The 25,329-nt window shown below is 45.2% G+C and carries 21 protein-coding genes and 1 tRNA gene (1 of these 22 cut by a window edge); 14 read left to right on the forward strand and 8 right to left on the reverse strand.

Annotated features, from left to right (window positions below; translation table 11 throughout):
* Nucleotides 1-3 precede the first annotated feature (3 nt).
* The 3 genes from ABXT70_RS04650 (at nucleotide 4) to ABXT70_RS04660 (ending at nucleotide 3,632) form a co-directional block, all read left to right on the forward strand.
* Nucleotides 4-885, forward strand: coding sequence for a phosphotransferase (locus tag ABXT70_RS04650; protein ID WP_443642008.1), 882 nt, complete (start codon nucleotides 4-6; stop codon nucleotides 883-885).
* 8 nt (nucleotides 886-893) lie between these two features.
* Nucleotides 894-3,332, forward strand: a complete 2,439-nt coding sequence (locus tag ABXT70_RS04655; RefSeq protein ID WP_443642009.1) for a GcvT family protein — start codon at nucleotides 894-896, stop codon at nucleotides 3,330-3,332.
* Nucleotides 3,333-3,464: 132 nt separating this feature from the next.
* A complete protein-coding gene (locus ABXT70_RS04660) occupies nucleotides 3,465-3,632 on the forward strand; it encodes a hypothetical protein (protein WP_443642010.1) in 168 nt (55 codons plus the stop codon).
* Nucleotides 3,633-3,794: 162 nt separating this feature from the next.
* Here the strand turns inward: ABXT70_RS04660 and ABXT70_RS04665 are convergent, their stop codons facing one another.
* From ABXT70_RS04665 to ABXT70_RS04685, 5 genes are all read right to left on the reverse strand, one after another.
* A complete protein-coding gene (locus ABXT70_RS04665) occupies nucleotides 3,795-4,907 on the reverse strand; it encodes a dimethylsulfoniopropionate demethylase (RefSeq protein WP_443642011.1) in 1,113 nt (370 codons plus the stop codon).
* Entirely contained in the window at nucleotides 4,907-5,245 is a 339-nt protein-coding gene (locus tag ABXT70_RS04670; protein ID WP_443642012.1) for a hydroxyisourate hydrolase, read from the reverse strand. Before ABXT70_RS04670 ends, ABXT70_RS04665 begins: the two co-directional genes overlap by 1 nt.
* Entirely contained in the window at nucleotides 5,245-6,975 is a 1,731-nt protein-coding gene (locus tag ABXT70_RS04675; RefSeq protein WP_443642013.1) for a thiamine pyrophosphate-binding protein, read from the reverse strand. The genes ABXT70_RS04670 and ABXT70_RS04675 overlap by 1 nt, the downstream gene beginning before the upstream one ends.
* 24 nt (nucleotides 6,976-6,999) lie before the next feature.
* Nucleotides 7,000-8,187, reverse strand: a complete 1,188-nt coding sequence (locus tag ABXT70_RS04680; RefSeq protein WP_443642014.1) for an alpha-hydroxy acid oxidase — start codon at nucleotides 8,185-8,187, stop codon at nucleotides 7,000-7,002.
* A gap of 207 nt (nucleotides 8,188-8,394) precedes the next feature.
* Nucleotides 8,395-9,333, reverse strand: a complete 939-nt coding sequence (locus ABXT70_RS04685) for a LysR family transcriptional regulator (protein WP_443642015.1) — start codon at nucleotides 9,331-9,333, stop codon at nucleotides 8,395-8,397.
* Nucleotides 9,334-9,583: 250 nt separating this feature from the next.
* Here ABXT70_RS04685 and ABXT70_RS04690 point away from each other — a divergent pair, with 250 nt between their 5' ends.
* The 3 genes from ABXT70_RS04690 (at nucleotide 9,584) to ABXT70_RS04700 (ending at nucleotide 11,752) form a co-directional block, all read left to right on the forward strand.
* Nucleotides 9,584-9,778 carry a hypothetical protein gene (locus ABXT70_RS04690; RefSeq protein WP_443642016.1) on the forward strand — a complete coding sequence of 65 codons (195 nt, stop codon included), beginning with the start codon at nucleotides 9,584-9,586 and terminating at the stop codon, nucleotides 9,776-9,778.
* Nucleotides 9,779-10,293: 515 nt separating this feature from the next.
* Nucleotides 10,294-11,319, forward strand: coding sequence for a trans-3-hydroxy-L-proline dehydratase (locus ABXT70_RS04695; RefSeq protein WP_443642017.1), 1,026 nt, complete (start codon nucleotides 10,294-10,296; stop codon nucleotides 11,317-11,319).
* A 163-nt stretch (nucleotides 11,320-11,482) separates the two neighbouring features.
* Nucleotides 11,483-11,752 carry a hypothetical protein gene (locus ABXT70_RS04700; RefSeq protein ID WP_443642018.1) on the forward strand — a complete coding sequence of 90 codons (270 nt, stop codon included), beginning with the start codon at nucleotides 11,483-11,485 and terminating at the stop codon, nucleotides 11,750-11,752.
* A 96-nt stretch (nucleotides 11,753-11,848) separates the two neighbouring features.
* Here the strand turns inward: ABXT70_RS04700 and ABXT70_RS04705 are convergent.
* Nucleotides 11,849-11,925: transfer RNA gene (locus ABXT70_RS04705), tRNA-Arg, on the reverse strand.
* Between the two features lie 193 nt (nucleotides 11,926-12,118).
* Here ABXT70_RS04705 and ABXT70_RS04710 point away from each other — a divergent pair.
* From ABXT70_RS04710 to ABXT70_RS04730, 5 genes are read left to right on the forward strand one after another with little or no spacing between them, the layout of a single operon-like run.
* On the forward strand, nucleotides 12,119-13,510 hold the full coding sequence (locus ABXT70_RS04710) for a DUF4856 domain-containing protein (protein ID WP_443642019.1): 1,392 nt from the start codon (nucleotides 12,119-12,121) through the stop codon (nucleotides 13,508-13,510).
* An 18-nt stretch (nucleotides 13,511-13,528) separates the two neighbouring features.
* The gene (locus ABXT70_RS04715) at nucleotides 13,529-14,536 is read left to right on the forward strand and encodes a sterol desaturase family protein (protein WP_443642020.1); all 1,008 of its coding nucleotides are present in this window, start codon (nucleotides 13,529-13,531) and stop codon (nucleotides 14,534-14,536) included.
* Between the two features lie 9 nt (nucleotides 14,537-14,545).
* The gene (locus tag ABXT70_RS04720; RefSeq protein ID WP_443642021.1) at nucleotides 14,546-15,586 is read left to right on the forward strand and encodes a Fe(3+) ABC transporter substrate-binding protein; all 1,041 of its coding nucleotides are present in this window, start codon (nucleotides 14,546-14,548) and stop codon (nucleotides 15,584-15,586) included.
* A gap of 12 nt (nucleotides 15,587-15,598) precedes the next feature.
* Nucleotides 15,599-17,224 carry an ABC transporter permease gene (locus ABXT70_RS04725; RefSeq protein WP_443642022.1) on the forward strand — a complete coding sequence of 542 codons (1,626 nt, stop codon included), beginning with the start codon at nucleotides 15,599-15,601 and terminating at the stop codon, nucleotides 17,222-17,224.
* Nucleotides 17,225-17,239: 15 nt separating this feature from the next.
* The gene (locus ABXT70_RS04730) at nucleotides 17,240-18,298 is read left to right on the forward strand and encodes an ABC transporter ATP-binding protein (protein ID WP_443642023.1); all 1,059 of its coding nucleotides are present in this window, start codon (nucleotides 17,240-17,242) and stop codon (nucleotides 18,296-18,298) included.
* On the opposite strand, the gene nadC is transcribed toward ABXT70_RS04730, so the two are convergent.
* Together nadC and ABXT70_RS04740 are read right to left on the reverse strand one after the other, a co-directional pair.
* Complete coding sequence (gene nadC / locus ABXT70_RS04735) at nucleotides 18,295-19,155, reverse strand: carboxylating nicotinate-nucleotide diphosphorylase (RefSeq protein ID WP_443642024.1); 861 nt, start codon at nucleotides 19,153-19,155, stop codon at nucleotides 18,295-18,297. The two genes, ABXT70_RS04730 and nadC, sit on opposite strands and share 4 nt — an antisense overlap.
* Before the next feature lie 67 nt (nucleotides 19,156-19,222).
* Nucleotides 19,223-20,107: an AEC family transporter gene (locus tag ABXT70_RS04740; RefSeq protein ID WP_443642025.1), complete on the reverse strand. Its 885-nt coding sequence runs from the start codon at nucleotides 20,105-20,107 to the stop codon at nucleotides 19,223-19,225.
* Nucleotides 20,108-20,581: 474 nt separating this feature from the next.
* Here ABXT70_RS04740 and pdhR point away from each other — a divergent pair, with 474 nt between their 5' ends.
* From pdhR to ABXT70_RS04755, 3 genes are all read left to right on the forward strand, one after another.
* A complete protein-coding gene (pdhR, locus tag ABXT70_RS04745; protein ID WP_443642026.1) occupies nucleotides 20,582-21,337 on the forward strand; it encodes a pyruvate dehydrogenase complex transcriptional repressor PdhR in 756 nt (251 codons plus the stop codon).
* Between the two features lie 142 nt (nucleotides 21,338-21,479).
* On the forward strand, nucleotides 21,480-24,140 hold the full coding sequence (gene aceE / locus ABXT70_RS04750; RefSeq protein WP_443642027.1) for a pyruvate dehydrogenase (acetyl-transferring), homodimeric type: 2,661 nt from the start codon (nucleotides 21,480-21,482) through the stop codon (nucleotides 24,138-24,140).
* A gap of 26 nt (nucleotides 24,141-24,166) precedes the next feature.
* Nucleotides 24,167-25,329, forward strand: the 5' portion of a protein-coding gene (locus ABXT70_RS04755) for a dihydrolipoyllysine-residue acetyltransferase (protein WP_443642028.1). Its footprint extends 445 nt past the window's final position; the window shows 1,163 of its 1,608 coding nt (coding positions 1-1,163); its start codon is at nucleotides 24,167-24,169; the stop codon falls past the right edge of the window.

Below are 25,329 nucleotides of genomic sequence, written 5' to 3' on the forward strand. Positions count from 1 at the left end.
CGCATGACTACTAATACGCTTTTGAACCGGATTAAAGCCATGCCACTTTGGCAAGGTGAGATTAGTGCAGTTCCTTTGGACGGTGGGATCACTAATGTAAATTATGTTGTCACCGACGGAGATAAAAAATACGTGGTGCGTTTGGGTGAAGATATTCCTAAACACCACGTCATGCGCTTTAATGAACTGTCTGCGAGTCGTGCAGCTCATTTAGCAGGTCTGTCACCAGCTGTTATTTACACCGAACCCGGCATTACGGTTCTGCAATTCATTGAGTGTGCAACCTATTCTCCAGAAGATGTCCGTAAACCTGAAAACCTGAAAAGAATCCTGTTATTAATCCAGAAGTGTCATTTTGAGCTGCCAAAACATCTGCGTGGTCCTGCTCTTGTTTTCTGGGTATTTCATGTGATTAGGGATTATGCAGCGAGCCTGCAAGATGCAGGAAGCTTGTACCAAAAATTATTACCTGAACTAGTTCAAATTGGCAATCTGCTAGAAACCAACGCAGGCCCATTTGATATGGTTTATGGCCACAATGACCTGTTGGCGGCTAATTTTTTGGATGATGGAGAACGTTTATGGATGATTGACTGGGATTATGCCGGATTTAATTCGCCACTATTTGACCTTGGTGGGCTGGCTTCTAATAATGAACTTAACGAATCTCAAGAAATTTGGCTCCTAGAAAACTACTTCAAAACGCCTGTTACATCTGAATTACTGCATCGCTATACCGCCATGAAATGCGCGTCTTTGCTGCGCGAAACTATGTGGAGCATGGTGTCCGAAATCAGTTCGGATATTAACTTTGATTACACAACATACACTACCGACAATCTTGCGCGGTTTCGCATTGCTTATAACAACTACAATCAAACATGAGACCCAATATGCATAATTTACCGAGCTCTTCCAAAACGGTTATTATAGGTGGGGGTATTATTGGTTGTTCAACCGCATACCATTTGGCGAAGATAGGCGTCGAAACCGTTCTGCTTGAGCGCAAGAAGCTAACCTCTGGCACCACATTCCATGCGGCCGGACTGGTTGGGCAATTGCGTTCAAACGCTAACATCACCCAGCTTCTGGGCTATTCCGTAGAACTTTATAACAAGATAGAGCAAGAAACTGGGCTTAGCACCGGTTGGAAGATGAACGGTGGTTTACGTTTGGCCTGCACCGAAGAGCGCTGGACCGAAGTAAAACGCCAGGCAACCACAGCCCACTCCTTTGGGTTGGAGATGGACTTACTGACGCCCAAAGAAGCACTTGATCTGTGGCCATTGATGAATATTGACGATGTAATCGGCGCCGCTTTCATGCCCACTGACGGCCAAGCTAATCCTTCAGATATTACCCAAGCCCTAGCCAAGGGAGCGCGTATGGCTGGCGCAAAGATATTTGAAGACACCAAGGTTTTGGATCTAGAAATAGACAATGGAAAAATTAAAGCTGTAATCACAGAACATGGCCGTATTGAATGTGAAAAAGTTGTGGTGTGTGCCGGGCAATGGACTCGCGAATTCGCCAAACGGTTTGGTGTGAATGTGCCGTTAGTCTCGATGGAACACCAGTATATGGTTACCGCAGAAATTGAGGGTATGCCTAAGCACTTGCCAACCCTTCGAGACCCAGATCGTCTAACCTATTACAAAGAAGAGGTTGGCGGGCTGGTAATGGGGGGTTATGAATCAAACCCTATCCCCTGGGCAATCGCAGGGATTCCTAAGGGTTTTCACTACTCTTTGTTGGACAGCAATTACGATCACTTTGAACAGTTGATGGAATTGTCCTTGGGTCGTGTTCCAGCTCTTGAAAATGTTGGTATCAAAACCCTGACCAACGGCCCGGAAAGCTTCACCCCAGATGGCAATTTTATTATAGGTGAGGCGCCAGAATTGTCGAATTTCTTTGTTGGTGCTGGCTTTAATGCCTTTGGCATCGCCGCGGGTGGTGGCGCAGGAATGGCGCTGGCAGAATGGGTGCATGCAGGTGAACCCCCCTATGATCTTTGGTCTGCCGATATTCGCCGCTTTGGGCATCCGCACTTTGATACGGACTGGGTTCGCACCCGCACGGTAGAAGCTTACGGCAAACACTACACAATGGATTGGCCACATGAGGAAAATCAGTCTGGGCGTCCCTGCCGTAAATCCCCACTTTATGAAATGCTAAAAGATCAGGGGGCCTGTTTTGGAGAGAAGTTAGGTTGGGAGCGGCCCAACTGGTTTGCTGATGCAGCATATGATGAAACTCCACAGGATGTTTATAGCTTTGGCCGACAGAACTGGTTTAATGCAGTAGGCAGAGAACACAAAGCTGTTCGAGAGGCTGCAGTGTTGTTTGACCAAAGCTCGTTTGCTAAGTTTTCGCTGAAAGGCCCCGATGCAGAAAAAGCGCTTAGCTGGATCGCCGCGAATAATGTTGCCAAACCTGTTGGATCACTTATTTATACTCAAATGTTGAATGATCGTGGTGGCATTGAATGCGACCTCACCGTTGCTCGTCTGGCCAATGATGAATATTACGTCGTCACTGGAACGGGTTTTGCCACTCATGATTTTGACTGGATTAGTCGAAATATTCCTGCCGGTCTGAACTGCCAGTTGTTTGATATCACCTCGTCAAATGCAGTGCTGTCGTTAATGGGGCCTAAGGCGCGAGATATATTGCAACAGGTAACAAGCGACGATGTTTCCAATACCAGCTTCAAATTTGGCACTGTAAGAACAATAGATATCGTTGGCTGCCCCGTGCAGGCCTTGCGGGTTACGTACGTCGGTGAATTGGGCTGGGAACTACACCTTCCAGTGGAATTTGCCTCCGCCGTATACCAAGCAGTCATGAAAGCAGGGGGACATTATGGGCTAATCAACGCAGGTTACCGTACCATCGAAAGCTGCCGTCTGGAAATGGGGTATCGTGCATGGGGCTCAGATCTCGGTACAGACCACACCCCTTACGAGGCGGGCCTTGGCTGGGCAGTAAAACTGAAGACGGATCAAGCTTTCAAAGGCCGTGCTGCCATGGTGACGCAAAAACAGGATGGTGTTAAGAAAATGCTGGTAGGTTTTACGGTTGATGATCCAAGTGTCGTTCTTTTGGGCCGGGAAACCATTTATCGTAATGGAATACGAGTAGGTTGGTTATCCTCTGGAGGTTTTGGGTACACAGTAAAACAGTCAATTGGGTATGGCTATGTCCGCAATCTGGAGGGTGTCGACAAAAATTATATTGAGGCTGGAGACTATGAGCTAGAAGTTGCAACTGTCCGTATTCCCTGCAAAGTGCATCTGAAACCCCTGCTAAAAACATCTATAAGGGATTAAAAGTTCCCGATGCCTCGACCCTTAACCACCTGTGGTGTTTCACTTTACGTAATTACTATCATCACTGTTTAATAATTTAGTCATCACTGTCACTAGTTTATCGATGGTGATGTCTTCTTTAGTGTTAAGGTCATGGGCACTCTAACCACCACCTGGAACATTGAAGAAAAATTAGACAAACCTAAGCAAAAAGGTGGCATCGTCATTATGTCCGCCAATTGCATTAATCAGAACGGGGAGCTAGTAGCGGAAGCAAGGGGCAAAATCTTGCTCTACAATCGAGTAGCCGCTGAAGTGTGATCAACAATGCTGTCCACCTAAATTCAATGAAAGGGTGGGCGCCTAATGCAGCTTATGCAATATCCGTGTGGGTTGATAAATTTTTTCTATAAGCAGATGTAAAGAGAGCATTAGCTTTTAGCACATTTTGGATTACGTAACCTGTGTTGTGTTTATTCAATACTATACCATTGGCATTTTTAATACATGACCATGCCTATGCTGTCCGTCTGGGGTGATCACGGTAACTTCCTGCCCGATTTCCCAGAACCCTCGGTCAATGAGTGATTGCCCAACGTTGGCTTTTAATCGTGGCGACCAAATCCCCGAGGTGATTTGTCCAACCTGTTGCTGCCCAACCATAATAGGCCAAGGTATTGAACATGTCGGGCATGGCTCACCATCAAAAATGATGCCACGGATTATGCGAGCAACCCCTTCGGCAGCAATTTTTTCTAATGCCTTACGACCTATATAGTCTATGGAACCATCCAGTGAGCAGAACTTACCTAAGCCAATCTCTAAAGGATTATTTTCTCGAGTCATTTCATTGCCGTAGGAAAAGAGGCCGCCTTCGATACGTTCAATGAGGTTTGGACACCCAGGCGTCATATTAAAAGCTTGTCCTGCATCCCATATATAATCCCATAGGTCGCCACCAAGATGACCACCTTCAAGATAAATCTCAAAGCCACCCTGCCGAGAGTAGCCCGAACGGGCGATTAATTGGTGGGATCCTTGAAATTCGATCCAGCCAAATTTAAAAAAACCAATATCACGCACGTGCTCACCAAATAGGTTAGCTACCAAGGTTTCTGATTTGGGCCCTTGTATGGCAAGAGTTGAGACATCGGGCTCGCAGATCTGCACGTCCATACCCCTACCTAGAGCCAGCCCTATGGCATAAAGTAAAACATCGCTGTCGGCAATGGAGAGCCAAAACTTATCCTCTGCTAATTTGAGCATCACAGGGTCATTAATCAAGCCTGCATCTGCATCGATAATCGGTACATAACAGCAGTCACCCACAAGGGCCTGGCTAATATCGCGTGGGGTCATCCATTGCATGAGTTTGGCAGCATCAGGGCCTTGAATTTGGACCTGACGCTGGCACGAAACATCCCACAGTTGGACATGTTCGCGCAGATGCCAGTAATCTTCTTCGACCGACCGTTGGAACGCTTTGGGTAGGAGCATGTGATTGACCACCGAGAAACCACGCACACCTACCTGTTCAACCTTGCCGGTATAAGGCGTGCGCCGGATACGGCGCGACATGTTCAAGCCATCAGACATTATGAAGACATCCAAACAGTGTAGGAATTTGGATTAAGAATCACTGGCATATGATACTTACCTTTTTGATCAAGCATTAAAAAACGCAGAACTATTTGTGGCATTGCGCCCGAGATATTTCGTTGTTTCCAAAAGCTGCCTGTTTCAAACACAAGCTCATAAGTTGCATCAGGATCAATTTGATTAGGTGCAATCTCTTGCTCAAGACGCCCACCATCATCCATGACAGTGGTAAAGATAATTTCATTAACCTGTCCGAGACGGCTTAATGTCACGGTGATACCACCCGCATGAGTGCCATCGGTGCCGTTGAGTGTGTGGGATGTAATGACTGCCATTATTCAATCGAAGCCTTTTCACGTTTATCTGAAGTGGCCGCCACAATTGGGCTGATCACACCGCGGCACTTTACATTAATACAGGACGTTTTACCGCTTGCTATTGCGCGTTGCATCGCTGGAGCGAATTCTTCGCGTTTTGTCACTAGTTCACCGTGGCCACCCAAGCCCTCAAACATGCCATGGAATGGAATATCACGGAAATCCGTAGCGTAGTGCTGACCATTTTCAAACAGGCGTTCTTGTTGCTGACTAATGCAATCCAAGCCACCGTTGTTATCAACAATAACAATAATAGGTACCTTCTCTTGGAAACAAGTTTCAATGGATAAGCCCCCTGATAGGAAGGCGCCATCACCAGTGATTAAAACGGCATTTTTTTCTGGGTGAATGTGTTTGGCTGCAAAGGCAAACGACACGCCCACACCCAATAAACTATAATTGCCGGGGTGCAAGATGCCACCCAATTTCAAGCCTCTTTGAGCGGCAACATTGACACCAATTTCATTCCAAAAATGGGTATTTCCACCATCAAAAATCAACCAATCACCGTCATTCATTTCGGCCTGCACGTCAAGGCCCAGTTGCAGTGGGTGCATCTTGCGTCCTTCAGCTAAATCCATAGCTGATTCTGCGGCAATGTGATCACTCCATTCTTGTACCCAGGTTTGGCGGCGTTGAACTTGTAGATTAAACCAATCATCCCATGTTTTTTTCACCTCAGCGAGGGCCTCAAGAAAGGCTCCCGGGTCAGACAGGAGCTGCATATCAGCGGCATGATTATAATCTAATTCTTCATGGCTGCCGTTGACACAGATTAGCTTGGTATTTTCAGGAATAAAGGGTGGATTACCAAAGTTCATTTGGTTGTCCAAACGACACCCAACCATCACCACCACATCAGCCTCATGAATAGCTGGCTTAGACGGGTGATATTGATGGAAATCTGCTAATCCCATGTAGCACTCAGAAGCCTCGCTAAGATTTTTAGTGTGATAGGGCACGTTGTAAACAGGAATGCGCAGGGCGGTGCCTGTAGCACTTAACTGAGTTTCAGATCTTGACCACCATACACCATGTCCAGCGATGATCAGAGGTCTTTTGGCATGCCGGATAGTGTCTAATATGGGCGCTAACGCAGACGGATCAGGCCAAGCCCTCGGACTGGGGGTATCGGTCCTATCGAACGGACGCTCATGCAGTCCCGCATTCTCTGGGAAAGACGAAAACATGATGTCCACTGGCAGTGCTAGATGCACTGGCCCTGGATAGCCAGTGGTGGCTGCTTTCCATGCGCGATCAACAAATTCACTAATGCGATGACCATCAACAATCTGGGCTGAATACTTGGTTAGTGGCGCCGCGATGGCCACATCATCAATTTCTTTGAATCCCCCTGAGCCTTGCCGTTTTAAGGTGGATGAGCCTGTCACAAAAATGACTGGTGAGCGTTCACCCCAAGCCTCAAGCATGGCTGGCACTGCATTAGCGAAACCTTCGGGGCCCACAAGGCACAGAGTGGGCTTGCGGCTGATGCGAGCGTGGCCATCGGCCAAATGGCCAGCAACTTGCTCATGGGGGCAGTTGATTACAGGCATCTGACATTCCATGAAGCCTTCTAGTGCGGGGTTACAAAAACCTCCTGCAAGAGTGAACGCATGCTCCACACCTTTTTTCTTAAATGCTCGAGCCAATAGAGCACCACCACGAATGTTTTTATGTTCGGTCATCTTCAATTATTCCTTTTCAGGCAATTAGTTTTGATGTGTTGCATTTTGGATCGATGTTAGCGATGCCTGTATAAGCTCAGGTGGACAATCTACCAACATGCTGTGTGATACATCATTAATATTTGCCAATCCAGTTTGTGCAAGAGTAAGGCTTACATCCTCACCTAAAGTACGAATTAGAGAATTAAGACCACGCGCACCCTCGGCACCAAGAGCAAACATAAACGGGCGCCCTAACATAACAAAATCTGCACCCATTGCGAGAGCCTTAACGACATCCTCACCGTTGCGAACGCCGCTATCAAAAAGCAATGGATAATCAGAGCCAACAGCCTGGCGAATCTTGGGCAACACATCAATAGCAGCCGGAGCACTGTCGAGCTGTCGTCCACCGTGATTAGATACATAAATGGCATCTGCGCCAGCTCGCTGAATGCGCAAAGCATCTTGGGCTGAAGTAACACCTTTGATAACTAAAGTACCTTTCCAGAGGTCACGGAGCTGTTTGAGGAACTCCCAATTCGCTCCAGCGCGACTGGCATTACGGTCAAACTGCTCATTACCAGATGTTGGCTTAAAATTAATGGGTTTTGGCACCCCTTGCCATAAAGTCGCCAAAGACCAGCGGGGGTGGGTGGCAAAATCCATGAATAGCTTGGGGGTTATTCTAAAGGGCATCTGGAACCCGTTACGCAAGTCACGCAAGCGCCGTGATACTTGAGGTACGTCAACGGTTAACACTAAGGTCCCATAGCCAGCATTGCGAGCACGATCGACCAAGGCTAATGACTCCTCCATGGAGCTACCAACGTAAAGTTGAAACCAACTATTTTCACTGGCCCACGAGCGCATGTCTTCGATTGAACTAGAAGCCGCTGATGAAAGGCACACGGGGAGGTTGAACGCTTGAGCGGCTTCAGCCAAGGCTTTATCAGCCCCAGGCCAAGCAAGATTGCACATGCCCATGGGCGCTATACCAAAAGGAAGGTCGTAACTTTGGCCCAAAAGGTTTGTGTTTAGACGGCGTGTTTCCACATCTTCCATGACCCGCGGTTGGAGTGTAATCTCGTCAAAGCGGGTCATATTCCTGAGTGCTGAAACTTCTCGTCCAGTGGCGCCTTCGATGAAATCAAAAATTAACCGGGGCAGACGTTGCTTAGCTACCTGCAGAGCATCTTGAGATGAAAATATTTTATTACTTTTACTGTTCATGTTTTTTAAACGCAGACATTTGCTCATCCTTGTGCTCGGGTTTTGGGTATAAGATCATAATAACTCGAAGTTTATTACAATCTCCAATAGCAATAGATTAGTTATGCATCCAGAAATACTATGAATTAGCCTGATACAGCAGAATTTAAAGCGCATCGGCTAACTAGGATGTGCTAAACGGTGTCCTAAACTTTGTGCCAAAGGGGTTCAGTCTGCATAGCTCATTACACAAGCGACACGCGCAGTGATTTGTTGAGCTAAGACTTCAGCAAGTTCGATCGCTTGGCGCGATAGCTGTTCTCTACCTGATGTCACGATGGAGACATAGTATTTTAAATCCTGTGCAATTGGACGAAACACAACGCCTCCCATATTAACAGCTTGTTCAGCCGAAAACGGATCAATAATAGCCAACACACCGGTTTCGCGCACCAATGAGGCTGCCACAGACATATTGGTGGCTGACAAGCGCGAACAGCCCTGCATTTTATTCGACAAAGCACTACTTATAGACATCATGGTGTCTGGAAAGGCGCCACCAGAAGTGACAAAGGTTTCACTATTTGACAATTCTTCAAGATCAACAGTACCTGCTTGCCCAACCAGCCTGTGGTCTTCGGGCATCAAGCAAACATAGGGTGCAGCGGTCTGAAACAGAGTTTCAACACCTTGATAGGGGGGTTGTTGCCCAACGATGCCTAAATCAAACTGGTTCATCTGCACAGCATCTAGTATGCCTGGTGTATTGCGTACATGGATCATAAAACGAATATCATGATAGCGTTGATATAATTGGTTCACCGCCCTTGGCAGTTCAAACCAAGCAATAGATTGAATGGTGGCGATAGAGATAATGCCACCACTAGTGGTGCGGATAGAATCTGCCAACTCTTGCAGTCGTTCCACACCCACGAACATGCCTTCAACACCCTTATAAAAGGTATTTGCTTCCAGGGTTGGGATGAGTCCACGGCCACTGCGTAAAAATAGCGGGAAGCCCACAGAGCGTTCAATGTCAGCGATCAAACGGCTAACACTGGGCTGTGAGATATGCATTATTTCTGCTGCTTCTGTGATGGACCCACTGCGCATCGTGGCGCGAAAAGCTTCTAGTTGGCGTAGGTTCAAATTAGCATCTCCTCCCATGACAAGTAGCCTTATGATAACCAATGCTTACGATTAAACAAGCAAATTATGTATGTACTTGCTCAAATCATTTGTTTTTCGTATACCCTTTGTATGAAATTGGATTGGTTCGGTTCTGCTCATTACTGTAACTTGAGTAAGGTTTAAATTATTTAAGCTTAAAAACTGATCCCGCACTGATGCTGAAATTGCTTAAACTTAAGATCACAAAGTGCAGGTCAGCAAGAAAATTAATTGACGAGTTTGTGTAATGAGAGAGGTTGTTATTACGTCTGGCGTTCGAACCGCCATTGGTGATTTCGGTGGTGCTCTATCCACTATTTCACCCTGTGATTTAGCCATTTCTGTCACTAGTTTATCGATGGTGATGTCTTCCTTTAGTGTTAAGGCCATGGACATAGTGGTGATGGTTCTTTCCTTGGTTATAGATAATGTTCAAATTTAGGTTCATTCTTTGGCATTTTATCGTATTGTTACATTTAGTGTTATCAAGAAATGGGGTTGTTAAATAATGGCTGATCTGTCTTGTAACTCTGGAGCCTGTGGCTTTGATTTAAACATAAGCACTCCTGAACTTAGCCTATTGTGTGGTTGTGAAGATTGCCTGCAAGCCCTGGAATGGGGGCTGCGAAAGGTGGGAAAAAGCCTGCAGTGCTTCCAGAGCTAATTTACGTCCGCTCAGATATTTTAACCGTAACTGGCAAACTGGTTTAGCACTTTCACTGTTATTAGGTAGTGAACTGGCAGTTGCAGCTAATCAAGATAGCATGCCTTAATAAGCAAGGAGATTGTATTCTTGCAATTGAACCTAGCTATTGGTTCAACCGCTATGCCCGAATTGAATCGTACTCATCAATAGAAAGTTACCAAGATAAAAAAGTAGATAGGCCTGGGTTGGGTGTGACACCCATTCATGAAGCGCTAGGTGCGCCAGTTGCAAGCTATTCCTGAGGAAAAATTATGCGTAGTAATAAAATAATTCATGTGATTTCAGCCCATGCAGAAGGGGAAGTAGGTGACGTTATTGTGGGTGGCGTGAGCCCACCACCTGGAGAAAGTCTCTGGCAGCAGCGCACTTTTATTGCTCAAAATCAGAGTTTACGTAACTTTGTACTTAACGAACCTCGAGGCGGAGTGTTTCGTCACGTTAATTTGTTAGTGCCACCAAAACATCCAGCAGCGGACGCAGCGTTTATCATCATGGAGCCTGAGGATACACCACCTATGTCTGGCTCAAACTCCATTTGTGTTGCTACTGTTTTATTGGACGGTGGTATCATTCCCATGCATGAACCAGTAACTGAGATGGTGTTGGAAGCCCCAGGTGGTCTCGTGCACGTGCGGGCGTTATGCAAAGATGGAAAAGCCGAGCGCATATTTGTACGCAACCTACCCAGCTTTGCTGATCAAATTGGAGTACCCCTTGAAGTGCCCGGACTGGGGCGTATCATAGTTGACACAGCCTATGGTGGTGATAGCTTTGTCATCGTTGACGCGGCAGCGTTGGGGTTTAAAATTATAGCGTCTGAGGCCCGACAAATTGCACAACTTGGGGTGGCCATCACCAAGGCTGCAAATGAGCAACTGGGTTTCAATCATCCAGAAAACCCAGATTGGAAACATATTTCCTTTTGTGCCTTTTGTGGCCCATTAGAAAAAACTGATAAGGGTTTGCGTGGCACATCTGCAGTGGTGATCCAGCCAGGTAAAGTAGACCGTTCCCCAACTGGAACAGCTGTTTCTGCACGTATGGCCGTGATGGCCGCTAAGGGTGACATGCATTTAGGCGATGAATTTGAAGCCACGTCAATTATAGGATCTACCTTTACTGGAAAAATTATGGCCAAAGCTGAAGTGGGCCATCGCCCCGCTATTGTGCCTGAAATCAGTGGCCGTGGATGGATCACTGGAATTCACCAGCATATGCTTGACCCCACTGACCCCTGGCCAGAAGGCTATAAACTGACGGATACTTGGGGTGTTTAAAGGGGTCTCATATTGATCAATCACATTAGAGAGTATTGCAGATTGTGCTATAAATGTGATTAAGTTGCAGTGCTTTGGTAGAACTTTATTCAATGTGGCTAGTGGGATGGTGACATATTTAACCAAGTCCCATTTCACAGGACGAAAAATAAGGAGTTATGGAATGAAAACTATTATGAATGTTGAATTATCTTTAGGGTATCAACACTGGAAGAAACTAATGCTTGAAAATGAAAGTTTCAGACAGAAAAATCAAATGAATCTCCTTGCTTATGGACATGAAGAAGGTAATGAAAATAAAGTATGGGTTGTCATGGACGTCCCATCCATGGAACATATGGTTGGAATAATGAATAAACCAGAAATGATTAAAATAAGAGAGGAAGCTGGCGCAATTCTAGCAAGCCAAGAATTAATTAAACTGGTTGAGTGATCACGTAAAGTGAAACGCCGCATGTAGTTATTGCTTAAAAAACATAGTGTTATATGTGTATGTGCCCCACGGAAAGTGGAGCAAGTCTAGAGGTTGTGGCGTCCCAGAGAGGAGTCGAACCTCCGGCCTGCCGCTTAGGAGGCGGCTGCTCTATCCAGCTGAGCTACTGGGACAGTGTAGGCGCGCAGTTTAACAGTTGGTGAATTTTATGTGTACCTAGATTACCTTTAAATTGTATAAAAAATGACGAATTTATTTATATTTAATAAATGATAAACGTTACGCTAATCTAAATAAGAATGATTTGCATTACCACTCAAGTTTGTTTATAATCCTCCTGATTGAAAAGCTTACTAGGGATGATCTATGAATAAAACACTTCTTTCTATCGTTGTTGCCACTAGCTTAACCTTAACTGGTCAAGCCCACGCTGGGGCACATGTAGAGGTCTATGCAGACTTCCCCATTACGGTAAAAAACTATACGGGCAGTAAGACCCATTCTGAGGCTTACACTGGCCAGATAGCGCGGCATACCCTACACAATTCAGTTAAAAAGCTGGTTTCTAAAGGTGCTAGTTTAGAGCAAACTAAAGCTTACTTTAATGGCAAAGAGACAGGTCGAGTTATTGTTGATCCAGTTTCAAAAGATGAATTTGCAGTGCTTCAAACGCATGTGGATAAGATTTCAACAGGCAAAAACCTGTCTGGAAAAGCCTACAAGGGTTTAATCTCTGGCATGCCTGGTGGACTCACTGGTGCTGAATTGCTTGACTTGATGTTGGAAAAAGCAGCAGCGACGGAAAAAGGATTTGATCCCTTAACAGGCTATGACTACACACAATTAATTTCTAAATTTACTATGGGCGCAGTATTCTATAATCAGGCTGTTGATAATTATCTAGATGAAAAGTTAGCAGCGGACGTTAATCCTAACAGTAAAGCCTACAAAGAAGGCAAGGCCTATACAGGTAAAGAACACGTATGGGATGAGGCCTTTGGTTATTTTGGCGCACCGGCTCATACTATGAAGTTAACTGCTGCACAAGTCTATGGCATTGCCAAGCAGAAAGCGGATAGTTTCGCCAAGGCAGATTACAATAACGATGGTAAGGTGTCATTAGTTACTGAAATGGCATTCGCTCATGCATACTATGCAGCCTCGTTTGATAAAGGTGGAAAAACTAATTACCTGCATACCATTGTTCAGGCCTTTCTTGATGGCCGTAATTTAATATCCTCTGCCAATGGTGAAGCGCTTACAGATGCCCAGCGCAGTAAATTAATGAGCTACGCTCAAGTGATTAAGACCCAATGGCAGCGTCTTATTGCTGAAGCTGTGTTTAAGTATGCAGGTTCTGTTTATGGTGATATTGAAAAATTGGAAGCCGCTATTGAAGCCAATGGTAATGCCGTGAAGCTTTATCGTAACTATGCCAAGCATTGGGGTGAGCTTAAGGGTTTTGCATTAGCGTTGGAATCGGGTGGTGTTAACTTAGGTGAAACTGGTGTGAAGTTGAATCGACTTATAGGATACAGCCCAGTTTTGTTAGGTAACACGCAGGTTGCCGCCTTGGTTGATGGTGAGTTTGTACAAAGTTCCTCTGTTAGTTTATCTGAGTACCGTGTGCAGATGATCAAGCTGCAAAAGTTAATGATTGATGACTTTGAAGTAGAAGCGCGTAATAAAAATGTGACCGCCAACTTAGCTCAATTGGTAGATTCGCTTGGTGAAGCGATGGCGGCTGAAAATGACTAGATGCTTTATTAACTAGCCATGGATTGGTTGTTTGAGTTTATACAATCTTGGTTTTCTGAACTTATGGGTTTAGTCAGCCAAGGTAGTAAGCGTATATTTTTCGGCTATATGTTAAGTGCTACACTTATTGCTGTTGTTTGGCTTATGTGGCAGCGTCAGCTTAACTGTCTAGCCGCTTTTCGTTGGCTATTTCAAGGTAAAATTTGGTGGTCTAGTTCTAGTCAATCTGATTATACAATAATGCTGCTTAATCAACCGATCATGTTGCTTCTCAGTCCAATTCTGTTGAGTAAATTAGCCCTTGCGACTACTTTATTCTATGCGCTCAATGATTGGGTATCTCGGCCCTTGTGGTTTTCAGACATTCCAGTTTTTTGGGTTTCAGTTATTTTTACCTCATGTTTGTTTGTAGTTGATGACGCAAGTCGCTATTATCTTCATCGACTGATGCACCGCTGGCCAGTTTTGTGGGCATTTCACCGAGTACACCACACAGCCGAGTCTTTAACACCTTTTACAGTATTGCGGACACACCCCATGGAAGGCCTATTGTTTGGCCTGCGCAGTGTATTAGTGCAGGGCTTTCTGATTAGTGTTTTTGTGTTTGTGTTTGCTGACAGGGTGACCTTGCTGAGCTTGTTGGGAGCCAATGTATTTAACGCAGTATTAAATTTGTTAGGCTCTAACTTGCGTCATTCGCCTGTACCTATTAGTTATGGAAAAGTCATAGAAGGGTGGCTCATTTCTCCCGCACAGCACCAAATACACCATTCTCAGGCTCGTCAGCATTGGGATAAGAACTTTGGTGCCTTTATTGCCTTATGGGATCGACTAGGAAATACCTTGGAGTATGGATCTAATAGTCAAGAATTAACCTACGGCTTGCTTGGCCAAAAGCCTAAAGAACATCAGTTAGTAACTTTGTATTGGCAGCCCTTTACAAGCAGTTGGTGCTACTTCTGGCGTAGTAAGGGCAAATTAATCAGCACCAATAACAAAACACATGTAACAAGTGAGTCCCAATAAATGATACCCATGAATCTTATTAATACCTTTATACTCCCCGCCGTTGCTGCTAGCTTATTAACCGCCACAACGGCCCAAGCCGGGGACATTGTAAATGTTTATTCAGCCCGTAAAGAGGCATTAATTAAGCCCTTGTTGGATGAATTTAGTGCTACCACTGGTATTAAAGTGAACCTTATTACTGGCAAGGCTGATGCCTTATTAAAACGTTTGCAAGTAGAAGGCAGTGCAACCCCTGCTGACCTTTTTATTACAGTGGATGTGGGCCGTCTGCATCGCGCTAAAGAGGCCGGAGTGCTAAAACCCGTGTCTTTGCCGTCGCTAGAAAAGAGAATTCCTAAAGCGTTAAGAGATTCTGAAAGTTACTGGTACGGACTTACACTTAGAGCAAGGCCTATTATTTATGCCAAGAATCGTGTTAACCCTGATGAACTGTCTACTTATGAAGCCTTAGCAGATGCAAAATGGAAAGGTCGAATTTGCCTCCGGTCCTCACAATCTGTGTATAATCAATCTCTTGTGGCTGCCACTATTGATGCAATCGGCGCTGAAGCCGCTCAGGATTGGATGGGAAGCATGGTTGATAATCTTGCTAAAGCACCCTCAGGTGGAGATACAGACCAGTTAAAAGCGGTGTCAGCAGGTGTGTGTGATGTGACTATAGCTAATACCTATTATTTGGCTCGGTTGATCAATAGCAGTAAAGAAGCTGAGCAGTCTGTGGCTAGCCAGTTGGCAGTATTTTGGCCTAACCAGCAGGGCCAAGGTGCACTGGGACGCGGTGCTCACTTTAATGTGAGTGGTGCAGGTTTTACTAAATACGGTAAACACCCTAAACAGGCACAAATACTATTAGAATATCTGGTATCTGCGACAGCACAGGCTTGGTATGCAGACATTAATAATGAATATCCAGTTGTAGCTGGTGTAGAAGTTTCAGAGGCCCTTAAAGGGTTTGGTGTTTACAAAATGGATCCCATTGATTTAGAAACATTAGGTGAGAATAATCGACAAGCGGTTCAACTAATGGATCGTGCCGGCTGGCGATAGGTAATACTGTTAATGTTTAAACGCCATGGGTTAAGTGTTTTTGCTGTTGTGATTGCAGCATTCTTATCGCTTCCTGTCATTGTGATTGTCAGCTATCTGCTAAAAGCCGATGGTGCCCTATGGCAGCACTTGTTTGATACCGTGCTTAACGATTATTTAGTGAACTCCTTGCTGCTATTGCTGGGTGTTGGCACGGGTGTGCTTTTATTAGGAGTGCCCACCGCTTGGCTAACCAGTATGTGCAGTTTTCCGGGGCGTCGCTGGTTGAGCTGGGCTCTGTTGTTACCGTTAGCTATCCCAGCTTACATTATCGCCTACACCTACACTGGCTTATTAGACTTTGCAGGCCCAGTGCAAACTTGGATTAGAGACCTAACAGGCCTAGGTTATGGTGATTATTGGTTCTTTGAAATTCGCTCCCTAGGTGGCGCCATTGTGATGATGTCTCTAGTGTTGTATCCCTATGTTTATCTCATGGCTAGGGCTGCCTTTTTGGAGCAATCAGTCAACAGTATTGAAGTGGGTTGTAGTTTAGGTTATTCACGCTGGCGTGCCATGTGGAGTTTAGCGTTACCTATGGCTCGACCAGCCATCATTGCAGGTTTATCCCTGGCTCTAATGGAAACTTTGGCAGACTACGGTACCGTGCAATATTTTGGTGTGAGCACCTTCACTACGGGTATCTTCCGTACCTTTTATGGTTATGGAGATATGGCAGCAGCAGCTCAGCTGGCTGCCAGCTTATTGGCTTTTGTTATATTATTAGTCTTGTTAGAGCGTTATTCTCGTCGCCGTGCAAGTTACCATTCTGCGGCCGAATCAAGAGCTCGCGCAGATTTAATTCCGTTAACGGGCACCAAAGCAGTCATGGCTGTAATTGCATGCTCGGCACCCCTTATTTTTGGTTTTATTATCCCAGCAACTCAGTTGTTGATTTGGGCGGTGTTCGAGGCAGAACCTTTAGGTTGGGACTTTGTTACCCTTGCATGGAATTCATTTAGCTTAGCTTTTTTGGCAGCGATCATTGCCGTATCATTAGCCATTATTTTGTCCTACGCAAAAAGAACTAAACCGATTAAACCTGTCCGCACTGTGATTGCTATGGCAGGCTTTGGTTATGCATTACCAGGTACTATTATTGCTATAGGCGTTTTGATTCCATTAGCATGGGCAGACCATAGTCTTATAGCCCTATTCGAAAGCTTAGGTTGGGATAGCCCAGGTTTGCTTTTATCAGGTAGTTTGGTGGCTTTATTATTTGCTTATACAGTGCGTTTCTTGGCCGTAGCGCTAGGTAGTGTCCAATCTGGTTTAGAGAAAATTAAGCCTAGTTTAGACCATGCTGGTAGATCAATGGGCCACAATCCTTTGACCCTATTACGTAAGATTCATGTGCCTCTAATGCGCAGCTCTATACTCACCGCCCTATTGATTGTATTTGTAGATGTGCTCAAAGAGTTACCTGCAACACTTATACTGCGACCGTTTAACTTTAATACCATGGCAGTTAGGGCTTATGAATTAGCCTCAGACGAAAGGCTTGTCGATGCAGCTCCGGCTTCCATTATGATTGTACTCGTTGGGCTTATTCCTGTATTGATGCTACATGCCTCAATTGCCCGCCGCAGGCCACACTAATATGAGAGATCCTAAATGACTATGTCCTTTGATAACTCGGATCAGCATTTGCTGGTGGATAAAGTAAATGTTGCCTACGGCCAACATAACATTGTGCATGATGTAAGCTTAGCTGTGGGTATAGGTGAAATAGGCTGTTTGTTGGGCCCCAGTGGTTGTGGTAAGTCCACTTTGTTGCGCGCCATTGCTGGTTTTGTGCCATTACAGTCTGGCAGTATTAGTTTGGCAGGTAAAACCCTTGCTAAGGATGACTTTTGCCTACCCGCAGAAACCCGTAATGTGGGCATGGTATTTCAGGATGTGGCCTTGTTCCCTCACATAAATATCGCTGCTAATGTGGCGTTTGGATTACAGCACTGGCCCAAGGCAGAGCAAGTGCAGCGAGTGGAAGAGTTGTTGGATCTGGTTGGATTAAGTGGTTATCAAGAACGTTATTCTCATGCATTGTCAGGTGGTCAACAGCAACGTGTAGCATTGGCTCGTGCTATGGCGCCGAAACCTAGTTTGTTGTTATTAGATGAACCTTTCTCTGGCCTTGATGCCATGTTGCGAGAAGAACTGGTGCCAGAAGTTGGTGCAATTTTGCGGCAAGAAAAAATCCCTGGACTATTAGTCACCCATGACCAGACTGAAGCCTTTACCATGGCAGATCATGTGGCGGTAATGAATCAAGGTCGTATCGAACAGTGGGATACAGCCTACAATATTTACCATAAGCCAGACGGTCGTTTTGTCGCTGATTTTATTGGTGAAGGAGACTTTTTAGCCTGTAATGTGAGTAGTGAAACCTGTGTAGAATCGCCCATAGGCCACTTGTGTAGCGACAGGGCCCATGGCTTTACAGCAGGTCAAAAAGCCGAGGTATTTATCCGTCCCGATGACGTCTTACACTTGGATGATAGCCCTATAACAGGACGTATCATCAGTAAACGTTTTCGCGGTACCCACTTTTTGTATCGGGTATTAATAGCGGGTAATCAAACATTGTCTTGCTTTGCAGATTCTCACCATAACCATGAAATTGGTGAAGAAATTGGTATTAAGCTCTCGCTTGATCATCTGATGTTGTTTTAAACAAACCGCATCGACAGATCAATAGCGCGGCAATCTTTGGTTAAGGCACCAATGGAGATGTAGTCCACACCCGTTTCTGCGATGGGGCGAAGGGTTTGCTCGGTAATGCCACCGGACGCCTCTAGTTCTACTCGTCCTGCAGCGAGCTGCACCGCTTCACGCATTTCACGCAAAGTAAAGTTGTCGAGCATAACGCTGTCTGCACCGGCTTCTAATGCCTGCTGTAGCTCATCCATGGATTCCACTTCTACTTCTACAGGTTTGGCAGGTTCTTGTTGTCGAGCAGTAGCAATGGCTTGGCTAATGCCTCCACAAGCAGCAATGTGGTTTTCTTTGATTAAAAATGCATCATATAAACCGATGCGGTGGTTGTAACATTGGCCACAAGCAACGGCGTACTTTTGTGCCTTGCGTAAGCCGGGAATGGTTTTGCGGGTGTCTAGTAGCTTTACTTGGGTGTCTGCTACTAGGCCAGCGTAATAGTGAGCGATGCTGGCGGTACCAGATAAACACTGTAAAAAATTCAGGGCGCAACGCTCAAAAGTAAGTAGGCTACGAGCATTGCCGTAGGCTTGAAATAATAGCTGATTAGCTTCAACCTGCTGTCCATCAGCCACCATCCAGTCAATGGAGATGGTCGCGTCCACTTGGCGTGCTACTTCGTTCACCCAGTCAACACCACAAATGGTGGCAGCTTCGCGGGTAATAATCGCAGCAGAAGCTTTTTCTTCGACCGGTATTAAGCGTGCTGTAATGTCCCCATCACCTACATCTTCTAATAAAGCAGCGCTCACGTTAGCTTTTAGATCTGCCTTGAGAAAATGGGCGTTGAGAACATCGGGTATGGGGGTTGGCATTGGGAAGTTCCGCGCTAGAAATGGTGTGGCTCAATTGGGCCCATGATACCACAGGCCTAGAGTGGGTTTAGAGAACAAATACTAAAGTAATCGGAATGCTGATCAATGCCATTAAGTTACCAATCAAGACGATAGAGGCTACTCTTTTTGGTTCTTGCTGGTATTGCTCTGCCACCATGTAGTTCAATACTGCTGGTGGCAACGCACCAAACACAATAAGTACGGCATATTGCTCTAGTGGGAGCTTAAGTAAAACTTGCGCCGCTACGGCCATTAAAATGCCGGAAATGGGGCAAAGAATGGCGCCTATTAAACCGACCTTCCAGTCATCAAACGCTATGTTGGTTAGGCGAATGCCCAAGGTAAAGAGCATTAATGGAATACAAATTTGCCCCAACATGTCGATGGGCAAGTGAACACTGCTGGGCAATTGAAGGCCGCTTAAAGCTATGGTGAAACCAGCTATGGTGGCGATCATAACTGGTTGTTTAAGTATGCTTATTAAACGCATTTTTGGGTTGATCATAAAAATGCCTAAGCTAAAGTGCAGGGTCATTTCTACCACAAAACAAACCACGGCAATGGCTAAAAACTCGTCACCAAAGGCCAATAAGATTAATGGTATACCCATGTTGCCCACGTTGTTAAACATCATCGGTGGCAAGAAGGTTTTACTCGACCAAGGTGACATGGCAATAACAGGCCACAACAATAAGCCTGAACCAAGTACAACGATAATTGCACCAAGGGCCATGGGTCCAAGATGGCCAATAGGTACCGATTGGTCTGCCAGAACTACAAACACCAATAAAGGTACAAAAACCTCCATATTGATTTGGTTAATGAGTTTGATGTCTGGTCTGCGCCATTGGCCATAGCCATAGCCGATGGTGGCAATAGCCACGAGTGGAAAAACCGTGGCGAAAACGCGTTCAATAATGCTCTGATCCATAAATATCCAAAACTATCCTTGTGTTTTAACCTGGTTTGGCACCATATGCTAACGTTGGTGACCAAAGACTCTCTTGCCGTCAGGCTTTAAGTGCAAACATACCAATTAATTGCAAAATAATGAAGGGAAATAGACCTTTATAAATAGCTGTTAAAAAACACCATTGGGATTGTGATTAATGTTTTTTTGAGTAATGTTAGCTTTGATAAATTTCATAGTTAATCTTATAGGGACGTTATTTTTCTATACCTTTTAATGTTTCTTGGATAAATGGTAATACCAGTATACCTAATAAGATTTCATACGCTATATTCTGAACAACGCTACTGTTAAAATGAACCTGCACTTATATCTTTTAAGGTGATGTGGATAAGATTATTATGACACTGTATATGGTAATAAACTTGACCAAGACAAGGAAAGCAGGTTATTTTTGACTTTGAATATAATTGGTATTACCAATAGAGAGCGGTTATGGCGTATCAGCGAGTAAAACAACCCAAAATATCAGATGTAATCATGGAGCAGTTAGAGGCTATGATACTAGAAGGCAGTCTTAAGCCAGGCCAACAGTTACCCCCAGAGCGAACGCTTGCTAGTCAGTTTGAAGTGTCCAGACCTTCGCTTAGGGAGGCATTACAAAAACTTTCGGCTAGAGGACTTATTATTAGCCGTCAAGGTGGTGGATCGTTCGTTTCTGAAAACATTGGTAGCAGTATAGTGGACCCGTTAACTGAATTATTCTCTACTCATCCGGAAGCACAATATGATCTGCTAGAGTTCCGTCATGCGCTAGAAGGGGTGTCGGCCTATTATGCTGCATTAAGATGTACGGAAGCGGACAAAGAGCGGTTGCAAGCATGCTATGTTGATCTGCAAGAGGCTCATGATGAGAAGTTGTTTGAGCAAGAAACCAAAGCCGATGCGGAATTTCACCTAGCTATTGCTGAAGCGTCTCATAATGCTGTGTTGTTGCATACGATGCGTTCGTTGTTTACTTTGCTTCATAAAAATATCTACGCCAACTTGGAGAGCATTTATCCCAAGCGCGATACTCGAGAACGTATCCATCATCAACATCAAGTTTTATTGGAAGCTATTGTTGCAGAAAACCCAGAAAAAGCACGAAATGCGGCTCATGATCATTTGGCCTTTGTAGAAGAGGCAATTATAGAGCAAAGCAAAGATTCAACCCGTCAAGAGCGCGCTATGAGGCGTTCTGGGGCATAGTTTAATAAATGTAAAATATTTACTAATGTGTATTTTTTTGGTCTATATTGGCATTATTTTTGTATTTATTGTAGTATTACTACATGATATTTTATGTTGTGTCGAAGTAAAGTTTTTTCGGCATTAGTGAATAGGGGAAAACGTGTTGCAGTCTGATTCAGATATAGATCCAATCGAAACACAAGAGTGGTTGGATGCCTTGACTTCGGTGATTAAAAACGAGGGTGCAGATCGTGCTCGATATATCTTGGTAAAGCTGGGGGAACAAGCCCGTTTGCAGGGTGCGAAGGTAGAAAACTCCCTCACCACGCCCTACGTCAACAGTATTGCTCTAAAAAATGAGCAGCATATGCCAGGTGATTTATTCATGGAACGACGTATTCGTTCTTTGATTCGCTGGAATGCCATGGCTATGGTGATGCGCGCCAATGATAATGATGATGGCTTAGGTGGGCATATTGCCAGCTTCTCCTCATCAGCTACTTTATATGATGTAGGTTTTAACTATTTCTTCCGGGGTAATACAGATCAGCAAGAAGGTGACCTAGTGTTCTTCCAAGGTCATATTTCCCCCGGTATTTATGCTCGTTCTTATCTAGAAGGGCGTTTAACTGAGGAGCAAATGGATAACTTTCGCCGTGAAGTAGATGGCAATGGTTTGTCTTCCTACCCTCACCCATGGTTAATGCCTGATTACTGGCAGTTCCCAACGGTTTCAATGGGCTTAGGTCCATTGCAGGCGATTCATCAAGCCCACATTATGCGTTATCAACAGCAGCGTGGGTTGGTTGAAAATGGTGACCGTAAAGTTTGGGCCTTTTTAGGTGATGGAGAATGTGATGAGCCAGAATCATTAGGCTGTATCTCCCTAGCCGGCCGCGAAAAGCTGGATAACCTAATTTTTGTGGTCAACTGTAACTTGCAGCGTCTAGATGGTCCTGTGCGTGGTAACGGTAAAATTGTCCAAGAACTTGAAGGTATCTTTGTGGGTGCCGGTTGGCATGTCATTAAAGTGCTCTGGGGCCGACACTGGGATCCTTTACTAGCCCGCGATACCAAAGGTTTGTTGCAACAGCGCATGAATGAAGTAGTTGATGGTGAGTCACAAAATTACAAAGCCATGGGTGGTGCCTACACCCGTGAGCACTTCTTTGGTAAATACCCTGAGTTATTGGAGATGGTAGCAGACTATACTGATGACGATATTACGAAGCTTAACCGCGGTGGCCATGATCCCTATAAGGTTTATGCAGCCTACCACGAAGCGACCAATACCATAGGTAAACCCACGGTTATTTTAGCTCAAACGATTAAAGGCTATGGCATGGGTAAGTCGGGAGAAGCAAAGAACCCAACTCACTCTCTCAAAAAGCTTGATATGGACGAAATGGAAAGTTTCTGTGAGCGCTTTAATATTCCATTAACTCGTGACCAAATTAAGAACGTACCATATTACCGACCGGCACAAGATACGCCCGAAATGAAGTACATGCGGGCAAGGCGAGAGGCCTTGGGTGGCCAATTACCGAGTCGACGTAGTGACTTTGAAGCTCTAACAACACCTAGTTTAGATTCTCTGGGTGGCCAACTGAAGTCCAGTGGCAAGCGTGAAGTGTCTACCACCATGTCATTTGTTCGTACATTGACGACGTTAGTTAAAGATAAAGAAATTGGCCAGCGAGTTGTACCGATTGTTCCTGATGAGGCTCGTACCTTTGGTATGGAGGGAATGTTCCGCCAGTTAGGTATTTATACGGCTGAAGGACAGAAGTATGTACCCCATGATGCCGATCAGGTGATGTACTATCGTGAAGATCAGGCGGGCCAGATACTAGAAGAAGGTATTAACGAAGCGGGGGCTATGTCTGCATGGTTGGCCTGCGCGACTTCATACAGTAATAATAATTACGCTATGATTCCGTTTTATATCTTCTATTCAATGTTTGGTTTTCAGCGTATTGGTGATTTGGCATGGGCTGCTGGTGACAGTCAGGCCCGCGGGTTCCTTATTGGAGCCACAGCAGGTCGTACCACTTTAAACGGCGAAGGATTGCAACACGAAGATGGACATAGCCATATTCTAGGTAACTTGATTCCCAACTGTGTCACTTATGATCCTACCTATGCCTATGAGCTGACGGTCATCATTCAAGATGGTTTGCATCGCATGTATGCCTTAAAGGAAAACAAGTTTTACTATATTACCGTGATGAATGAAAATTATATTCAGCCAGATATGCCGGTAGGCTGTGAGGTTGGTATTGTTAAGGGTATGTACTTGTTAAAAGAAATTAAGTCCAAAGCTAAAAAACGTGTGCAGCTACTTGGCAGTGGCACTATTTTGCGAGAAGTAGAGGCTGCTGCAGAAATTTTGGCAGCGGAGTTCAATATTGGTGCAGATGTTTGGAGTATCACAAGCTTTAACCTACTAGGTCGTGACGCACAGGATGTTGGTCGTTGGAATATGTTGCACCCGGAGGAAGAGCCAAAGCAGAGTTATGTAGAGCAATGCTTGTCTGGTCATGCTGGGCCGGTTATCGCTGCTACAGACTACGTAAAATCATTTGCGGAGCAGATTCGTGAGTTTGTGCCCGCCAACTATAAGGTGCTGGGTACTGATGGCTATGGTCGTAGTGATAGTCGCGAAAAGCTTCGAGAGTTTTTTGAGGTCAACCGATACTACGTTGTTGTCGCAGCGCTAAAGGCTCTAGCAGAAGACGGTACCATAAAGGTGAGTGAGGTTTCGCGCGCCATTAAAAAGTTCAATATCGACAGTGATAAGCCTAACCCAGTTCACCTGTAAGCTGCTGACGAGAAGAGGACAAAGACATGGCAACAAGTAATATGATGATCCCAGATTTGGGCGGTGCAGAAAACGTAGAAGTCATCGAAATCTGCGTAGCAGTTGGTGATGTGGTAAGTGAGGGCGACTCTATTATTGTGGTTGAAACTGACAAAGCATCAATGGAAATTCCAGCGTCAAGCGCTGGTGTAATAAAAACCATTGTTTTAAAAGAGGGTGACACGTGTAGTCTTGGTGATGTAATGGTGGAAATTGAAACTGCCGCTGCACCAGATGAAGCTAGGGAGCTAGCACCTCATGTGGAAATTGAAATGGAATCGGCGATAGTGGAAGCTGTTATTCCTGATGTGATGGCTGAAGCTGTAGCCGTGGAGTCTGAGCGATTGGCTTTGGTGCCAGACTTAGGTGGTGCAGCCGATGTAGAGGTTGTTGAGATATCCGTTAAAGTGGGTGATGAGTTGGCTGAAGGAGATAGCCTAATCGTACTTGAAACCGACAAAGCCTCTATGGAAATTCCAGTTACTTTCGCTGGCACTGTGCTAGAAATTAAAGTGGCAGAGGGCGCTAAAATTAATGTGGGTGACACCATTGCGGTGTTAACAAGCAAGGCTAGTAAAGTGGCTCTAGAGACGTTGGTGTCTCAGGTGCCTCAAATCAAAGAAACTGTTGCACCTAGTAAAGCTCCAGCCCCAGTAAATCAAGCTCATGAAGAGATGGAAGTGATCATAGGAAGTGCTGCTCATGCAGGCCCAGCTGTGCGCATGTTGGCCCGCGAACTGGGTGTAGAGCTGGCGCAAGTTGCTGCAACTGGGCCAAGAGATCGTGTATTAAAAGAAGATATAGAGGCTTTTGTAAAACAAAAGCTACAACAACCTGCCTCGTCATCCAGTCAGGGCCATGGCATAGAGCAACCGCCAGCTATCGACTTCAGTCAGTTTGGTGCTATTGACCGTATTAAAATGAGTAAGGTGCAACGGATTACTGCGCAAAATATGACCCGTAGTTGGCTTAATGTGCCTCACGTCACCCAATTTGATCATGCAGACATTACTGAACTAGAGGTGTTCCGTAAGGGGCTAAAGGCAGAAGCGGAGCAAAAAGGTACCAAGGTCACACCCTTACCCTTTATGCTGAAAGTATGTGCTTTGGCCATGCGCCAGTACCCACAGTTTAATGTGTCGTTAGAGAA

It is taken from the genome of Candidatus Njordibacter sp. Uisw_039 (assembly GCF_047730075.1).
Classification (GTDB): domain Bacteria; phylum Pseudomonadota; class Gammaproteobacteria; order Pseudomonadales; family Balneatricaceae; genus Njordibacter.

Coding starts and splice junctions, on each gene's coding strand:
- ABXT70_RS04650 (WP_443642008.1), top strand. CDS start 4: ATGACTACTAATACGCTTTTGAACCGGATTAAAGCCATGCCACTTTGG.
- ABXT70_RS04655 (WP_443642009.1), top strand. CDS start 894: ATGCATAATTTACCGAGCTCTTCCAAAACGGTTATTATAGGTGGGGGT.
- ABXT70_RS04660 (WP_443642010.1), top strand. CDS start 3,465: ATGGGCACTCTAACCACCACCTGGAACATTGAAGAAAAATTAGACAAA.
- ABXT70_RS04665 (WP_443642011.1), bottom strand. CDS start 4,907: ATGTCTGATGGCTTGAACATGTCGCGCCGTATCCGGCGCACGCCTTAT.
- ABXT70_RS04670 (WP_443642012.1), bottom strand. CDS start 5,245: ATGGCAGTCATTACATCCCACACACTCAACGGCACCGATGGCACTCAT.
- ABXT70_RS04675 (WP_443642013.1), bottom strand. CDS start 6,975: ATGACCGAACATAAAAACATTCGTGGTGGTGCTCTATTGGCTCGAGCA.
- ABXT70_RS04680 (WP_443642014.1), bottom strand. CDS start 8,187: ATGAACAGTAAAAGTAATAAAATATTTTCATCTCAAGATGCTCTGCAG.
- ABXT70_RS04685 (WP_443642015.1), bottom strand. CDS start 9,333: ATGGGAGGAGATGCTAATTTGAACCTACGCCAACTAGAAGCTTTTCGC.
- ABXT70_RS04690 (WP_443642016.1), top strand. CDS start 9,584: ATGAGAGAGGTTGTTATTACGTCTGGCGTTCGAACCGCCATTGGTGAT.
- ABXT70_RS04695 (WP_443642017.1), top strand. CDS start 10,294: ATGCGTAGTAATAAAATAATTCATGTGATTTCAGCCCATGCAGAAGGG.
- ABXT70_RS04700 (WP_443642018.1), top strand. CDS start 11,483: ATGAAAACTATTATGAATGTTGAATTATCTTTAGGGTATCAACACTGG.
- ABXT70_RS04710 (WP_443642019.1), top strand. CDS start 12,119: ATGAATAAAACACTTCTTTCTATCGTTGTTGCCACTAGCTTAACCTTA.
- ABXT70_RS04715 (WP_443642020.1), top strand. CDS start 13,529: ATGGATTGGTTGTTTGAGTTTATACAATCTTGGTTTTCTGAACTTATG.
- ABXT70_RS04720 (WP_443642021.1), top strand. CDS start 14,546: ATGAATCTTATTAATACCTTTATACTCCCCGCCGTTGCTGCTAGCTTA.
- ABXT70_RS04725 (WP_443642022.1), top strand. CDS start 15,599: ATGTTTAAACGCCATGGGTTAAGTGTTTTTGCTGTTGTGATTGCAGCA.
- ABXT70_RS04730 (WP_443642023.1), top strand. CDS start 17,240: ATGACTATGTCCTTTGATAACTCGGATCAGCATTTGCTGGTGGATAAA.
- nadC (WP_443642024.1), bottom strand. CDS start 19,155: ATGCCAACCCCCATACCCGATGTTCTCAACGCCCATTTTCTCAAGGCA.
- ABXT70_RS04740 (WP_443642025.1), bottom strand. CDS start 20,107: ATGGATCAGAGCATTATTGAACGCGTTTTCGCCACGGTTTTTCCACTC.
- pdhR (WP_443642026.1), top strand. CDS start 20,582: ATGGCGTATCAGCGAGTAAAACAACCCAAAATATCAGATGTAATCATG.